This is a genomic window from Streptomyces malaysiense, from assembly GCF_000980885.2.
Lineage (GTDB): Bacteria > Actinomycetota > Actinomycetes > Streptomycetales > Streptomycetaceae > Streptomyces > Streptomyces malaysiense.
On record NZ_LBDA02000004.1, the window covers coordinates 1 to 15,823 of the forward strand.

A 15,823-nucleotide genomic window follows, 5' to 3' on the forward strand; every position below is an offset into this window, starting at 1 on the left:
CCGAGAGGAGCGGGGGGAGCGGGGGAGGGACCGGGGGTGGGCGGGGCCGGTGGTGCCGCGGACGGGGCCGGGACGGGGGCGGCCGGCACGGGCGGGGGCGACGCGTGCGGGGCCCGTGCGGGCGGCGCCTTCGGGACCGGTGCGGGCCCGGCCGCAGCGCCCGCGCTCCCCCCGCCGACCACCTCACCGAGATGGCCGACGATCTCGGAGACGGGCCGCCCGTCCAGGAAGACCACCGGCGACACCCGCTGCCCGAACAGCGACTGCACCCGGTTGACCAGGCGGATCGCCAGCATCGAGTCGAGCCCGAAGTCGCGCAGGCTCGACCCCGCGTCGAACCGGTCCTCCGGCACGCCCAGCACATCGGCGATCTCACCGAGGACCAGCTCCTCCACCGACCTGCCCGGCACGGTCGTACCCACCGGTTCGGCCGCGGCCTCCACCGCCGCGACGGACGGCACCGCCGCCGCGGACGCCGCAGCCGGGGCGGCCGGCACGGCCGGTACGACCGCAGCGGCCACGGAGCCGTCGACGCGAGGCGCCGCGTCCAGCCAGTAGCGCTCCTTCTGCCACTGCACGAGCGGGGTTTCCACGACCTCGACGTCGTCGGCGAACAGCGGGTCGAAGGTCAGCGGCACGCCCCTGACGTGCAGCGAGGCGGCCGCCTCCAGCAGACAGCGCAGGTCGCTCTCGCCGCGCCGCAGGGAGTTGACCGCGTGCACCCGGGCACCCCGGGTCAGCGCGATCTCCTCGACCGCGCCGCGCAGCGTCTCGTGCGGGCCGATCTCCACGAAGGTGCCGATGCCGTCCGCCACCAGCGCGCCGACCGTCTCGGCGAACCGGACCTGGTCGCGCAGGTTGTGCACCCAGTAGTCGACGTCCACGACCGGGTTCACGGCCCCGGCCAGTGCCGTGGAGTGGAGGTCGATGCTCCCCGCCAATGGGCTGATGCCGTCGATGAGTTCACGCAGCGGCCCGGTCAGCGGGTCCATGCCGGGGCTGTGCACCGGCCGTTCCACCCGGATGTTCCTGGTCGAGACGCCGGCCGCCCGCAGGTCCGCCTCCAGGGCCCGGACCGCCTCCGGCGAGCCCGAGACCGCCGCGCTGGTCGGGCTGTTGACGACGGCGACGGCCGCGTGCTCGGCGTACGGCACGAGCCACGGCAGCAGCTCCTCCTCCGGCAGGTCGACCGAGATCATGGCACCGGGGGCCGCCTCGCGTTCGAGCAGATGCGACCGGGCCACGACGACCCGCGCGGCGTCCTCCAGCGACAGCGCTCCCGCGACGCAGGCCGCGGCGACCTCGCCCAGACTGTGCCCGACGACGGCGTCCGGCCGGACGCCGAGCCCCAGCCAGACCCGCGCCAGCGAGACCTGGAGGGCGAACAGGACCGGCTGCTGGAAGTCCATCTCCTCGAACCGGGACTCGGCCTCGGGGGCGTCCAGCTGTTCGAGCACCGAGCAGCCGCCGGCCGCGCGCACGGCGGTGTCGCAGGCCCCCATCCAGGTGCGGAACCCGGCGTGCGTGCGCATCAACTCACGTCCCATGCCGACCCACTGCGTCCCGCCGCCGGAGAACACCAGCGCCACGCGCCGGTCGGCGCCGCCGGACACCGTGCCGGTGAGGACATCGGGGTGCGGCCGCCCCGCGGCGACCCGGGCGAGCCCGTCCAGCACGTCCTGACGGCTGCCGGCGAGCAGCGCCACCCGGTGGTTCTGGTGGGTGCGCCGGGTCGCGAGGGTGTAGGCGAGATCGGAAACCCGCAGGCCCGCGTCGCGTTCGACATGGTTGGACAGGGCACGGCAGGTGTCGGCGAGCGCGGCCGCGGAGTGCGCGGACACCGGCACGAGGCGCAGGGCCTCGTCACCCGCCGGGGCACCCTGGGCCGGCGCGACATGGCGTCCCCGGTCACCCGTGAGGAACGGGCCCGCCGTGACGGGGTGACCGGCGGTGTACAGCGCGCCGAGGGAACCCAGCAGGGTCTGGGCCTCGTCGGCGCCGCGCCGCAGCGAGGGCAGGGTGGTCGCGTCGAGGAGCTGTGACGCGGACTTGAGCAGGAGCGGATGGGGGGAGAGCTCGACGACGGCGTCGATGTCGTAGGCGCGCAGTGCGTTCAGGGCGCCCACCACCTGGATCTCCCGGCGCAGGTTGTCCGCCCAGTAGTCGGGACCGAGTTCGGCGCCGTCGACACGTTCGCCGGTGACCGTCGAGATCATCGGGACCCGGGCCGTTCGGGGCGTGATGCCGGCGAGTTCGGCCCGCAGCGGGGCGAGGACGTGATCGACCAGCGGTGAGTGGGGCGCGTGGCCCATCCGTACCCGATGGGTCGTGACCCCCTCCTCGGTCAGCCGCTGGACGAGCGCGTCGATCTCCGGAGGGGTGCCGGTGACCAGCGTGGAGTCCGGGCCGTTGTGGCCGGACACGGTGAGCTGCCCGGTCAGGTACGGTCGCACGGCGGCCGCGTCGGTCGTGACCACGATGCCCTCGCCGCGGCCGACGGCCAGCTGCTGGAGGAGCCTGCCGTGGCAGGCGGCCAGCCGCGCGGCGTCCTCGAAGTCGAGCGCCCCGGCGATGTGCGAGGCGGCGAACTCACCGACGCTCTGGCCCACGACGGCATCCGGCTCCACCCCCAGCGAGCGCCAGGCGTCGGCCAGTGCGACCTGCATGCAGAACAGCAGCGGCTGGAAGACGTCCATGTCGTCCAAGCGCCCGTCGGCGGCGAGGAGCCGGTCCACCAGGGAGAAGCCCAGCAGCTCCCGCATCCGCCGGTCCGAGCGCATCATGGACCGCCGGAACACGGGCATGCCGGCGAGCAGCTGCCGCCCCATGCCCACCCATTGGGAGCCGTTGCCCGAGAACAGGAATGCCACCCGCGGCCTGCGCCCGCCCGCCTCGCCGGTGCTGAGCCCCGGGGCCGTCGTACCGGCGGCGAACGCGTCCAGCTGGGCACGGAGTTCACCCATGTCGCGCGCGGCCGCCGCGAGCCGGAACCCTCCCTCGCCCGGCGCGCGCCCGCAGACCTCCCGCAGATCGCGCTCGTCCCGCAGTCCCCGGGCCCGGTCGGCCAGTGCCTCGGGGGAGTCCTCGGCCAGCAGCAGGAGTCTGCCCTCGGCGCGGGGCAGTTCCTCCACGGCGACGTGGCAGATCGCGCCGCCGAACCCGAACGAGCTGACGCCGCCGCGGCGCGCGTCCGACCGGCGCGGCCACGAGGTCAGCCGGTCCTGCACGGCGAGCCCGTACTCGTCGAACAGGATCCGCGGGTTCGGGGCGGTGTAGTGCAGGCTCGCCGGCAGCACCCCGTTGCGGATGGACAGCGCCAGTTTGACCAGGCCGACGATGCCGGCCGCCGCCTCCAGATGCCCGACGTTGGACTTGACGGACCCCAGCCGCAGCGGCGACGGGCGGTCGCCGCCGAGGACCGCGCCGATGGCGTTGGCCTCGATCGGGTCGCCGAGCGGCGTCGCGGAGCCGTGGCACTCGATGTAGTCCACCAGGGACGGCGCGATCCCGGCCCGCCGGTACGCGGTGCGCAGCATCAGCTCCTGCGCCTGTGGACTGGGCGCGGTCATGCCGTTGCTCAGTCCGTCGTTGTTGGCCGAACTGCCCTTGATCAGGCAGTACACCGGCAGCTCGCGTTCCAGCGCCACACTGAGCGGGGCGAGGACGACGACCCCGGCGCCCTCGCCGCGGACGTAGCCGTCGGCGCGCGCGTCGAACGTCTTGCAGCGGCCGTCCGGGGCGAGCGCGCCCATCTGGTCCATGGCCGTGTAGTAGTCGGAGACGAAGCTCAGGTTCACCCCGCCGGCCAGCACCAGCTCGCTCTCGCCCATCCAGATCGACTGGCAGCCCAGGTGCACCGAGACCAGCGATCCGGCGCAGGCGGCGTCGATGGCCATGCTCGGGCCCTGGAGGCCGAGGACGTAGGAGACGCGGTTGGCGATGATCCCGTCGTGCATGCCGGTGGCGGTGTGCGGGGTGATCTGGCTGCCGGGGCCCCGGTAGTGCGCGAGCGCCGCGTAGTCGCCCCAGCAGGAGGCCATGAACACGCCGGTGTCGCTGCCGATGAGGCCGAGCGGCGGGACACCCGCGTCCTCCAGTGCTTCCCAGGCCAGCTCCAGGATCAGGCGCTGCTGCGGGTCCATCTGGACGGCTTCCCGGGGTGAGATGCCGAAGAACAGCGGGTCGAACCGGTCGATGCCGTCGATGAACCCGCCCCAGCGCGCCGAGTCGCCCAGCAGTTCGCGCCGCGCGGCCGGCACCGGCCCCACGGCATCGCGCCCCTCGGCCAGCAGCCGCCAGAACGAGGAGGGATCGGGACCGCCGGGGAACCGGCAGCCGATGCCCACGATCGCGACGGGCTCGTACGAGGGCCCACGCCGATCACGTCCGGGGGCGGCGGCCTCCGGCGCTGCGGGCGGGCCCTCGGCCAAGGCCCGGGACAGCTCGTCGACGGTCGGATATTGCCACATCCAGGTGACCGGAACCGGCCCGCCGAGGAATTCGGACAACGCGGCGGCAAGCGTGGCCGCCTTGGCGGAATCCAGACCGTACTGATGCATCGGTGTCCAGCGATCCACCGCGTCCCTGGAAACGTCCAGCAGTTCCACGAAGCGAGAAAGTAGAAAATCTGTGACGGCGCGCACATCGCGCGCCCCGCGCTCTTGGGGCATTTCGCCTCCTCGGCAAGGCGGATGGAATGGGCCGGCCGGCCCGAAAGCGGGAGATGGTTCACGGACACGGAGGTTCGTTCAGCCGCGCCGAAGCACTCCGGCGCGTCACCACACACGCGAATTCAGCCAAGAGGTGCTGATGAAGAAGGAGTTGGAGGAATGTCCGAGCGACCGAACGTCCCTGGTCAGCGGACGGTTATCGGCTCACGCTCGACGGATCGTGCGGCCCCGTGCGAGAAGGCGGAGCTGCCGAATACCCAATGACTGCACTGAACCGCCCTCGTTGAGTCATCCCGACAGAATCAGCTCACGGTCAGTTGCCCGGACCATGGAGACGCGCACGCGAAACCCCTCGCCCAGGCTGGCCACCGCCGACGGGAGTCACGGTCCGTTTTACCCCGGACGGATCGCATGACGGGGTGCTCGCCCCGATCGGCATATGTCAGCCTGCCATCCGGTGATTGGTGGGGCAAGAGTGCCTGCTGGCCGGAACCCGCACTGGCAAGAATTGACTCCCTGGTGGCTGGTTCGCCGGCTTGCGCGATTCCCTCGCCGTATGAACTGAGCCTTGTTTCAAGCCACTTGGAATACGAGAGATTGACCTGGGTGGGGCATGGTGATCGTCTTAGGGGGTTCGTGTCCCGGGGAGAGGAAGCGGCACCGCGATGCTCGACACATCAGCACAGGGACGGGCCTTGTCGCACCGGCCGGGCCTGGCGCTCGGGGTGCTGGCCGGGGCGCTCGCGCTGGATCTCAGCGGCATGGCCGTCCTGAACGCGGCCCTGCCGTCCGTCGGGGCACGCTTCGACCTGCGTGACACCACGCTCCAGTGGGTCATGACCGCCTACTCCGTCACCTTCGCCGGATTCCTGCTGGTGGGCGGCCGACTGGCCGATGTGTTCGGCCGGCGCCGGATCTTCGAGGCCGGGGTCGCGCTGTTCACCGTGGCCGCGCTGGCCGGAGCGCTGGCGCCGGACGGCGCGGTGCTGCTCGGCGCGCGGGCGGCCCAGGGGATCGGCGCGGCCCTGTCCGGCCCGGCGGCACTGGCCCTGCTGACCGAGGTGTTCCCCGAGGGCCCGAGCAGGGGCCGCGCGCTGGGCGTCTACGCGGCGGTCGGCGCGGCCAGCTTCAGCGGCGGGATGCTGCTGGGCGGCGTCCTGACCGAGTTCCTCGGCTGGCGGTCGGTGCTGTGGTTCTCGGTGCTGCTCGGCGCGGTCGTGCTCGCCGTCACCCGGTCCGGGCTGCCCGACGGGGCGGGCACCAGGGTCCCGTTGGACATGGCCGGTGCCATGTCCGGCACCCTCGGGCTGGCGCTGCTCGTCATCGGCGTGAGCCTCGGCGGGGCGTGGGCCTGGGTGCTCATCGCCGCGGCGGTGGTCTTCCTGGTGGGCTTCGCCGTACACGAACACCGCACCCCCGGACCGCTGTTGCCGCTGGGCCTGTTCCGGATCTCCTCCGTACGGCTCGCCACCGCGGCGGCGTTCCTCCAGTACACGGCGTCCGTCGCGATCGTGTTCTTCGCGCCGCTGTACCTCCAGGGCATGCTGGGCTACTCACCGGTCGAATCCGGCCTCTCCCTGGTCCCGATGTCCCTGACGGTCTTCCTCACCGCCAACTTCGCCACCGGACGGCTGCTGGCCAGGTACGGCCCGCGCGTCCTGATGGTCACCGGCCTGCTCCTGATCGGCGCGGGAACGGTCCTGTGGACGACCACCCCGCCGCACGGCGACTACCTGCTGCACGTGCTGCCCGGCCTGGTGGTCAGCGGCTTCGGCCAGGGTCTGAACTTCCCCGCCATGACCACCTCCGGCCTCTCCGACGTCCCCCCGGACCGGCACGCCGTCGCCGGCGCGGTCAACGTCGTCGCCCAGCAGATCGGCTCCAGCGCGGGCGTCGCCGCCCTGGTCCTTCTCGCGGCGACCACCGACGACCGGCTCGGCGGCTACCACTTGGCGTATCTCGTGGCGGGCATCGCCTGCGCGATCGGCGCCGGCGGCATCGCGCTGGCCCGACGCCGGAACTAGAGGTGTGCCGCCTCGCCGGACCGGCTCCCGGCCGGGACCGTGGGCGGTGCCTTCGCGGGCGGCCTTCGCCGCGAGGCCACGGGCGCGGCGGAGCCGGCGCCACCTGCCGCAGCCGTAGCCGCGTCCGGCGAACGGCCGCCGCGGCCGGTGGCGCGGGGGCGGGGCCCGCTCAGCTGACAGCGACCTCTGTCACGGCCTTTGGGCGGCGGCCGGCCTCACCCAGCGTTCGGCGATATCCGCCACCCACTTCCCGGCTTCGTCCGGTGTCGAGGGCGGTGCCCCGGCGATGACGACCTCGGTCACCCCGGCACGGGCCAGTTCGGGCAGCTCCGCCGGGGTCGCGTCGGTCAGCGCCACCGCCACGATCGGCCTGCGCACGGAGCCGTTCGGCCCGGGGCCGTGCTCGGCCAGGAGGGGCACACGCTCCATGGCCTCGGCGACCGAGAGGTTGAACCCGTACCACCCGTCCGCGATCGTCGCCGCCCTGCGCAGCGCCCTCGTGCCGTTGCCGCCCATGACGACCGGAATCCCGCGCCCGCGCACCGGTCTGGGGTTGACGCGTACGCCGTGGAAGCGCGTGAATTCCCCCTCGAACGTGGCCACGTCGTCGCGCCACAGGGTCCGCATGGCGGCGAGGTACTCCTCCGTCCGACGCCCGCGCGCGGTGAACGGGACTCCGAGGGCGTCGAATTCGTCCTCGGACCAGCCGATGCCGATGCCCAGGGTGAGCCGCCCGGCCGACAGGACGTCCAGGGTCGCCGTCTGTTTGGCGACCACCACTGGATTGTGCTCCGGCAGCAGCAGCACTCCGGTGGCGAGCCCGATCTCCTTCGTCACGGCCGCCGCGAAACTCAGCGCCAGCAGCGGATCGAGCCAGTCGGCGTCGGCCGGGACGGCGATCCTGCCGTCGTCCGAGTAGGGGTACCGCGAGAGCGGCGCATCGACCAGGACGACGTGCTCGCCCGCCCAGAGCCGGCTGAGTCCATGGGTCTCGGCCGCCTGGGCGACCGCCCGGATCACCTCCGGACGAGCACCGTTCCCGATGCCCAGAGCATGGAGACCGACCCGCATACTCCGCCTCCCTGAACCATGCGGGCGCGGTGCGGCCCACCCTCCAGGGCGCGTCGGCCCACGGAACCGTAAAGAGCAGCCCGACCGTAACAGCCGCCCCCGGACACGGCCGCGCGCCGTGCCGAGCCGGACCCGGTCGTCGACCGGAGGGCGCAGCTGCTCCGAGCGGGCGCCCAGCCGCGCTGCCGTGCCGGGTCCCCTGCCGGGACGTCCGCGGCGCAGCCGGCTCGCCCCGCCGGACAAGGGACCCGCGGCTGGTGCTGCGGCCGCCGTGTGAGAAACGCCGCAGGAACTTCTTGGCATGGAGTCCGCGGCCGGGGGTATGGGCGGCCAGGTGAACGCAGCGTCAACGATCCGCACGGCGCCCGGTCCGCGTACCGGTGGCCGGCGGCCCGTGTCCCCCGAACCGATGGTCTCCGTCGCGGAGTTCGACGGAGACTTCGGATGCATCGCCGCGGCACGGCACCGGGCGGTACGGTTCCTGAACCGCGCACAGGCCGAACACGGAGTCGCGGTCTGCGCGCGCGCCCTCGACCTCACTCCGCTCGTCGTCAGCGAGATGGTCACCAACGCGTGCAAGTACGCCCCCGGTCCGATCCGCATGGAACTGCGGATCACCGGTTCCGGGACCGAGCGCCCCCGGATCGAGATCTCGGTGTGGGACTCCACCCCCGTGCCGCCGGTGGTCCGGGCCGCTGAACCCCGCCGGGTGGGGCAGCACGGGCTGGAGATCGTCCTGGCCGTCGCCGAGTCGTTCGAGACGCGGCCCGAGCCGTCGGGCAAGAGGATCATCGCCCGGTTCCCCCTCGCGGACCCCGGGGACGCCGGACCGGGAGCGGGCCGGCCGTGCGTGCGGACCCGGCGCCCCGGCAGCGCGCCGACGGCCACCCGGAGACGCCCGGCGCTTCCGTGATGGCCGGCTGAGCCGTCACCGAAGGACGGCCCGGCCGCCCGGTCACAACCGCTGCCACCGCGCGCGGCACCACGAGAAGACCCCGAACGCCGCCAGGCCCAGCGCGACGAGGGCCAGGAGCCAGGGGCCGGCCGGCAGATCGCGGAAGGAGCGCAGCGTGTCGTCCACGCCCTTCGCCTCGCCGGGCCGGTGCCGGGCGGCCGCGACGACGGCGAACCCGCCCGCCACCGCGAAGACGACACCGCGCGCGGTGCCGCCGACCACACCGAAGAAGTCCGTGACCCGCCTGGCCGTGGGCGACATGGCCTCGGTCCGCAGGTCCTTCCGGAACTCCTTGCGCAGGGCCCGGACCGACATCCACACACCGATGCCCACCACGGCGGCGCCGCCGACGCCCACGAGCCACTGCCCGCCCGGCCATCCCAGGGCCGTGGCCGTGACGTCCTGGGTGTTCCGGTCCGAGGACCCGCTGCCGCTGCCCCGGCTGCCGACCGCGTAGGCAAGCACCGAGAAGGACAGGAAGGCGTAGAAGACGCACTGCGCCGCGGCCCCCAGCCGCTTCGACGGCTTGCCCGCCCGTTGTCCCTCCTTGGCGAACACCGCCCCCGACAGCCGCCACAGCGCCATGCCGGCGAGGGCCACGCCGACGATCCAGAGCAACGCCACCCCGAAGGGCCGGCCGGCCAGTTCCTCCAGCGCGCCGCCCCGGTCGGCCTGCTGTCCGCCGCCGCCGAATGCGATCCGCAACGCGATGACGCCCATCAGGAAGTGGATCAGTCCGCGGGCGGCGAATCCGGACCGGGCCGCCACGGACATCGCCCTACCGTCCGCCGCCCGGCGTGCCTCGCCGCGCCCTCTCGGTGCCCATGACCGTGCCCATGACAGTGCATTCATACTCCGCCGGTGCCCCGGGGACCCCGTCCGACACCTCGGCGGCCGTGCGTGCCGTCCGCCGTCCGCCGCGGACGAAGCGCGCGGCGGCTTCCTCAGCGGCGGCTGGTGGCGAGGGCGTGGAGGTGGTTGAGGGCGCCGGAGACGGTACCCCGGTGCCAGATCAGCCAGCGGGCGACCTGTCCGCCGAGGTCGTGCAGGGCGTTCAGCTGGGTCTCGGTGAGGTCGCCGAGGGTGCTCTCATGGTGGGAGGAGATCATGCCGACCACCGCGCCGTTGGGGCTGACCAGCGGGACGCTGTGGCAGGCGCGGCTGCCGGTCTGGAGGATCGCCTGCCGGGAGCCCTCGTCGAAGGTGTCGGAGGCGGCTATGTCCTTGACGGTCAGCTGGCGCGCCTCCCGGGCGGCCCGCGCGCACGCTGTCGTCGAAGCCTCGACGAAGGCGAAGTAGTCGGTGAAACGCTTGTTGAGGCCGGTGTGCTTCTCCAACCGCAGCATCCCGTTCTCCACCAGCTGCACATTGCCCATCCGGGCGCCGGTGACGTGCAGGGCGCGGTGCAGCGCGCCCATCAGGACCGCGCCGTGGCCGGCCGGCTGCCCCTCGCCGCTGAGGGCGGGCAGGGCGGGCGCCGTGCCGCGTGGACGGCCCGGCATCCAGCTACGGGCGTCCGGTGCCGGGGCGGGCGCCTGCGCCGCGACGTCGGCGAGCGTGTGCAGCTTGATGTTGAACCGCTGGGAGGTGCGGCGCAGCAGGTCGAACGCCTCCTGCCGGGACGAGAGCCGGTAGCGGGCGACGAGGAGATCCTCGGCGCGCGCGATGCCGGCGTGCGCCAGCCGCTGGTTGCGCTCCTCGACCGCGCACGCGTCCTCCGGCTCGCGCGGGTCGTGGTGGGCGTACGGGTCTTCGGGGGCGTCCGGGCGGCTCCCGGCCTCCCCTTCCGAAGCGGTCGCCCCGCGTTTCGCGGGCGTCTCCTGATACGCGGTCACCGATTGGCCTCCTTGGTCCGACAACACCCGCGCGAGACCTTCGCGCCCCGAACGAGTGACAACACCGTGTGATGCCTGCCGTCCGAAGCACCTGCCCACACTGTATGCACACGCATCCGGACGCCCGCGCGACGGTCCCCCCGCGCGGGCTCGCCCGGCGGGACGGTCCCCCCGCGCGGGCTCGCCCGGCGGGACGGACCGGCCATGTGCGCCGCCGCCATGACCGCGCCCGCAAGAGCGGTGTCCGGCGCCATGCCGTCCGTCGCCGGGCGCTCCTAGGGTTCCGGCAACCACGCACCGCGCTCCCGTCCCCGCGTACGCGGCCGCCGCCCCGGACAGGCGCGGCGGGACCCGCGCGAGGGACGGGCGACACCCCGTCAGGAGCGGCCCCATCATGCCTTCCAGCGTCACCGAGACCTTCCGCGGCGGATCCGTTCGCGCGCTCGCCCTCGCCGCCGCCGTCGGCGCCCTGATCGCGGGCTGCTCCTCGGCCGGCACCGCCGGCACCACGTCCGCCGGCGCGGACAGCGGGTCCGCCCCGGTCGAGGTGGGCCTCGTCTACTCCCGCAGCGGACCCCTCGCCGCCTACGGCAAGCAGTACGAGCAGGGCTTCAAGGCGGGCCTCGCCTATGTGACGCACGGCACGGACAAGGCCGGCGGCCACCGGATCGAGGTCACCGAACGGGACGACACGGGCGATGCGGCCAAGGCGGTCGCCGCGGCCAAGTCCCTCATCGGCACGGGCTGCAGGATCCTCGCGGGCACCACCGACTCCGGCGTGGCACTCCAGATGGCCCCGCTGGCCGCGCAGAACAAGGTGCTCTACGTCAGCGGTCCCGCCGCCACCGACGCGGTCACCGGCGTCAACGCCTACACCTTCCGTTCGGGACGGCAGTCCTACCAGGACATCCTCGCCGCCGGCACCCTCCTCGGCGACCCCGAGGGCAAGAAGGTCACCGTGCTCGCCCAGAACTCCGCGTTCGGGCAGGCCAACGTGGCCGCGGTGAAGGCGGTCCTCGGCAAGAAGGGCGCGCACGTCGGCTCCGTGCTGGCCCCGCCGAGCGCCACCGACCTCACCCCCTTCGCCCGCCAGACCAGGGCAGGCGGACCGGACCTGGTGTTCGTCGCCTGGGCGGGCGGCAACGCCCCCGCCCTGTGGACCGCGCTCGACCAGCAGGGCGTGCTCGACGCGAGCAAGGTCGTCACCGGACTCGCGGGCACCGCCTCCTACCCGGTCTTCGGCCCGGCCGGAAACAAGATCGCCTTCCTCGCGCACTACTTCCCGGGCGCCGGGGGCGGGAACCCGGTGGAGAAGGCCATGCTGGACGGCATCGAGAAGGCCGGCGGAACCCCCGACCTGTTCAGCCCGGACGGCTTCACCGCCGCCCAGATGATCGTGCACGCGATCGAGTCCGGCAGCGCCACCGACACCACCGCCATGGCCAGGGCACTGGAGGGATGGAGCTTCGACGGGCCGAAGGGCGAGGAACGGATCCGCGCCCGCGACCACGCCCTGCTCCAGCCGATGTTCACGGCCCGCCTCAAGGGCACCGGCAGCGCCGCCCGGCCCGAGCTGATCGCCACCGTGCCGATGACGGCGGCCGCGCCCCCGGTCGCGCCGACGGCGGGCTGAGCACATGTCCCCCACGAACACGACGTCGCCGGGCGCCGGGGAGGCGGGCGGCACCGGAACGGCCGCCGCCCGCCCGGCACCTGTGCTCCGGCTGCGCGACCTCGGCTGGACGATCGGCGGCGCGACCATCGTCGACGCCGTCTCCCTCGACGTCCGGGAAGGCGAGTTCCTGGCGTTCATCGGCCCCAACGGCGCGGGCAAGACCTCACTGTTCAACCTGATCAGCGGCCTCAACCCGGCGACCAGGGGCACCGTCGAACTGGACGGCCGGGACATCACCGCACAGGCCGCCCACGCCCGCGCCCGGCGCGGCCTGGGGCGTACCTTCCAGACCTCCAGCCTCTGGCCCGGCATGACGGTCGCCGACCACGTGGGGCTCGCAGCCCAGGCCGCCGACGGCGGTTCGTACCGGGTCTGGCGCCGCGCCGACACCTACCCCGAGCGCGTCGAACGCGTACTGGACCGCACCCAGCTCACGCACCGCGCCGGTACCCGCGCCGACGTCCTCTCGCACGGCGAGAAACGCAAGCTGGAACTCGCCGTCCTGCTCGTCGGCGAGCCCCGGCTGATGCTGCTGGACGAACCGATGGCGGGCGTGAGCGCCGAAGAGGTGCCCGCCCTGACCGAGCTCATCCGCTCCCTGCACAGGGAGGAGGGGCGCACCGTGCTCATGGTCGAGCACCACATGGACATACTGCTGGACCTGGCCGACCGCCTCGCCGTGATGCACCACGGCACCCTGCTGGCGCTGGACACCCCGAAAGCCGTCATGGCCGATCCCACCGTCCAGCAGGCCTACCTCGGGGAGGAGCTGTGAGCCCCGCCCCGGCACCCCTGCTGGCCGTGCGCGACCTGCGGGTCGTGATCGGGGGCCGGCACATCCTGCACGGCGTCGACCTGGAGGTGGCCGCCCGTGGCACCACCGCCCTGCTGGGCCGCAACGGAGCCGGCAAGACCACCACCGTGCGCGGCGTCCTCGGCCTGGTCCCGCGCACCGGCAGCGTCCTGCTGGCGGGCGAGGAGACGGTGCGGCTGGCCACCCACGCCCTGGTGCGCCGCGGCATCGGCTACGCCCCCGAGGACCGCGGCGTCTTCGCCGCCCTCACCGTGGCCGAGAACCTGCGCCTCGCCGAGCGCTCCGAGGCGGGGGAACCGGCCTACGACCTGGTGCACGAGCTCTTCCCGGAGCTGCGACGGCGCGCCCGGCAGGCCGCCGGCACCCTGTCCGGCGGCCAGCAGCAGATGCTCGCCATCGCCCGGACCCTGCTCAACGGCAACCGGCTGATCATCGCCGACGAACCCACCAAGGGCCTGGCGCCCAAGGTGGTCACCGAGGTCGCCAGAGCGCTGGAGCGCGCCGCCGAGGCCGTGCCGGTCCTGCTGGTGGAGCAGAACCTCGCCGTCGTACGACGCCTCGCCCGCCACTGCGTCGTGCTCGCCGACGGCCGCACCGCGCACCAGGGACCCGCCCTCGACCTGCTCGCCGACGCCGAGGCGGCCCGCCGGCTGCTCGGCGTCGGCCGGCGGGACCCCGCGAGGACCGGCCCGCCCGTTCCCACCGCGGCGCGCCCCGCCGACCCGACCACGGAGGCGGACACCTGATGGCCACCGTCGTACTGCTCACCTTCACCGGACTCGGCCTGGGCGCCCTGTACTTCCTCATCGCCTCCGGCCTGTCGCTGATCTTCGGCCTGATGGACGTCCTCAACTTCGCCCACGGCGCGCTGCTGTCCGTCGGCGCCTACGGCACCTGGTGGGCCGCCTCCGGCCGCCTCCCCGGCGCCGGGCCCGGCGGGGCCGGGTTCGTGCTCGCCGCCGTGTTCGGTACCGCGGTGGGCACCGTCGCCGCCGTACTGCTCGAAGTCGCCGTCATCCGCCCGCTCTACACCCGCCCCCGCGAGCAGATCCTCGCCACCGTCGGTGTGGGCCTGGCCGTACCGGCCCTGCTCTCCGCGATCTGGGGCGCCGACCCCCGGCCCCTCGCCGGACCGAAGGCCCTGTCCGGCACCTTCGGCCTGCTGGGCGCCGAAGTGCCGCTGAACCGCCCGGTGCTGATCGCGGCCGCCGTGCTGGTGCTGGCCGCGCTGAAGGCGTTCCTCGGCCGCACCCGGCACGGACTCGTCGTCCGCGCGGGCGTGGAGGACCGGGCGATGGTCACCGCGCTCGGCATCGACGTGCGCAAGGCGTTCACCCTGGTCTTCGCCATCGGGGGCGCGGCGGCGGCCCTGGGCGGCGCCCTCGGCGGCCTCTACTTCGGCTCCGTCGACCCCGGGCAGGGCACCTCTCTTCTGATCTTCGCCTTCGTGGTCGTCGTCACGGGCGGCATGGGCTCGCTCACCGGCGCCGCGCTGGCCTCCGTGGCCGTGGGCCTCGTCCAGCAGTTCGCCAACTACTACACCACCGCGGGACTCGGCGACGTCGCCGTCGTCGTCCTGCTCGCCGCCCTGCTGCTCATCCGGCCGCGAGGGCTCACCGGGAGGCTCGCATGACCCTCGCCACCCAGCCGCACGACCGGGCCCGCACCACGCACCCGTGCCCCGCGACCCGCTCCGAGCGGCTGCGGCGCGCCACCCGCTGGTGGCCGGCCCCCGTGCTGCTCGCGCTGTTCGCCGTGCCCTACAGCGCGCTGCCGCTGCCGGGCCTGCTCGACGGGCCGATCGGCGGCCCCGGCAACCTCCAGCTCCTCGCCCTGTGCCTCCTGTCCGGCGGCCTGGCCACCGGCTACGACCTGCTCCTCGGCCGCACCGGCCTGCTCTCCTTCGGGCATGCGCTCTACTTCGCCGCGGGCACCTACGTCACCGACATCCTGATGCTGGAGGCGGGCCTGTCCTTCACCGCGTCCGCGCTCCTCGGCCTGCTCGCCGGAGTGGCGCTGTCCGCCCTCCTGGGCGCGGTGAGCCTGCGGGTCGGCGGCATCGGGTTCTCCATGGTCACCCTGGCCTTCGCGCAGGCTGCCTCGCTCCTCGTGCAGCGCGACCCCGGAGGCGTCACGGGCGGCGAGGAGGGCCGAGCCGCCCCGGCCGGCCGGCTGCCCGCCTCACTGGTCGGCATCGAGCACACCGCCGACCTGTACTGGATCGCGCTGGCCTACCTCGTGGTGACCCTGGCCGTCGTGGGGTGGGCAGTGCGCTCGCCCACCGGCCGGGTCTGGGCGGGCATCAAGGAGAACGAGCGCCGGGTGGAGGTGCTGGGCCTGCGCCCCTACGGCTTCAAGCTGGTCGCCTTCGTGCTGGCCGGCACCCTGGCCGCGCTCGGCGGCATCGTGTACCTGCTGCTGACCGGCGGCGCCACCCCGCGGACCACCACCTCGGACTTCACGCTGTCCCTGCTGGTGATGGTGGTCCTCGGCGGGTCGGGCACCCGCTGGGGCCCCATGATCGGCGGAATCCTCTACACCTGGGCCGACCAGCGCCTCGGCGACCTGGCCGGCTCGGGTGCGGTGGCCGCCCTGCCCCCGGTGATCCGGGTGCCGCTCTCCCAGCCGCTGTTCCTGCTCGGGGCGCTCTTCGTCGCGGTGATCTACCTGCTGCCCGGCGGAGTGGCGCGGCTGCCCGCCCGGCTGCGGTCAAGATCCCCCGCCACTCGGTGACTTCGGCCTCCCGGGGCGCGGCGGGAAGCGGTCCGTGCCGCCCCGG

At 73.9% G+C, this 15,823-nt stretch carries 11 protein-coding genes; 7 read left to right on the plus strand and 4 right to left on the minus strand.

Annotated features, from left to right (window positions below; genetic code table 11):
* The coding region (locus VT52_RS01770) for a type I polyketide synthase (protein ID WP_240509622.1) at positions 1–4,607 on the minus strand (4,607 nt) is incomplete at its 3' end.
* Positions 4,608–5,335: 728 nt separating this feature from the next.
* On the opposite strand from VT52_RS01770, the gene VT52_RS01775 reads away from it, so the two are divergent.
* A complete protein-coding gene (locus tag VT52_RS01775; protein ID WP_046416838.1) occupies positions 5,336–6,694 on the plus strand; it encodes an MFS transporter in 1,359 nt (452 codons plus the stop codon).
* A gap of 189 nt (positions 6,695–6,883) precedes the next feature.
* Here the strand turns inward: VT52_RS01775 and VT52_RS01780 are convergent, their stop codons facing one another.
* Positions 6,884–7,765 (minus strand): LLM class F420-dependent oxidoreductase, encoded by an 882-nt coding sequence (locus tag VT52_RS01780; RefSeq protein WP_046416840.1) that lies wholly within the window; start codon positions 7,763–7,765, stop codon positions 6,884–6,886.
* 394 nt (positions 7,766–8,159) lie between these two features.
* On the opposite strand from VT52_RS01780, the gene VT52_RS01785 reads away from it, so the two are divergent.
* The gene (locus VT52_RS01785) at positions 8,160–8,678 is read left to right on the plus strand and encodes an ATP-binding protein (protein ID WP_420856252.1); all 519 of its coding nucleotides are present in this window, start codon (positions 8,160–8,162) and stop codon (positions 8,676–8,678) included.
* Between the two features lie 42 nt (positions 8,679–8,720).
* On the opposite strand, the gene VT52_RS01790 is transcribed toward VT52_RS01785, so the two are convergent.
* Both VT52_RS01790 and VT52_RS35180 read right to left on the minus strand, forming a co-directional pair.
* The gene (locus VT52_RS01790; RefSeq protein ID WP_046416841.1) at positions 8,721–9,494 is read right to left on the minus strand and encodes a DUF1206 domain-containing protein; all 774 of its coding nucleotides are present in this window, start codon (positions 9,492–9,494) and stop codon (positions 8,721–8,723) included.
* Positions 9,495–9,664: 170 nt separating this feature from the next.
* Positions 9,665–10,555 carry an ANTAR domain-containing protein gene (locus VT52_RS35180; protein ID WP_240509623.1) on the minus strand — a complete coding sequence of 297 codons (891 nt, stop codon included), beginning with the start codon at positions 10,553–10,555 and terminating at the stop codon, positions 9,665–9,667.
* Between the two features lie 394 nt (positions 10,556–10,949).
* On the opposite strand from VT52_RS35180, the gene VT52_RS01800 reads away from it, so the two are divergent.
* The 5 genes from VT52_RS01800 to VT52_RS01820 are packed head-to-tail and all read left to right on the plus strand — an operon-like array spanning position 10,950 to position 15,777.
* On the plus strand, positions 10,950–12,188 hold the full coding sequence (locus tag VT52_RS01800; protein ID WP_046416843.1) for a substrate-binding domain-containing protein: 1,239 nt from the start codon (positions 10,950–10,952) through the stop codon (positions 12,186–12,188).
* A 4-nt stretch (positions 12,189–12,192) separates the two neighbouring features.
* Positions 12,193–13,005 (plus strand): ABC transporter ATP-binding protein, encoded by an 813-nt coding sequence (locus VT52_RS01805; protein ID WP_046416845.1) that lies wholly within the window; start codon positions 12,193–12,195, stop codon positions 13,003–13,005.
* The gene (locus VT52_RS01810) at positions 13,002–13,790 is read left to right on the plus strand and encodes an ABC transporter ATP-binding protein (RefSeq protein WP_046416847.1); all 789 of its coding nucleotides are present in this window, start codon (positions 13,002–13,004) and stop codon (positions 13,788–13,790) included. The genes VT52_RS01805 and VT52_RS01810 overlap by 4 nt, the downstream gene beginning before the upstream one ends.
* Entirely contained in the window at positions 13,790–14,677 is an 888-nt protein-coding gene (locus tag VT52_RS01815; RefSeq protein WP_046416848.1) for a branched-chain amino acid ABC transporter permease, read from the plus strand. Before VT52_RS01810 ends, VT52_RS01815 begins: the two co-directional genes overlap by 1 nt.
* Complete coding sequence (locus VT52_RS01820) at positions 14,674–15,777, plus strand: branched-chain amino acid ABC transporter permease (RefSeq protein WP_046416849.1); 1,104 nt, start codon at positions 14,674–14,676, stop codon at positions 15,775–15,777. Before VT52_RS01815 ends, VT52_RS01820 begins: the two co-directional genes overlap by 4 nt.
* Positions 15,778–15,823 lie beyond the last annotated feature (46 nt).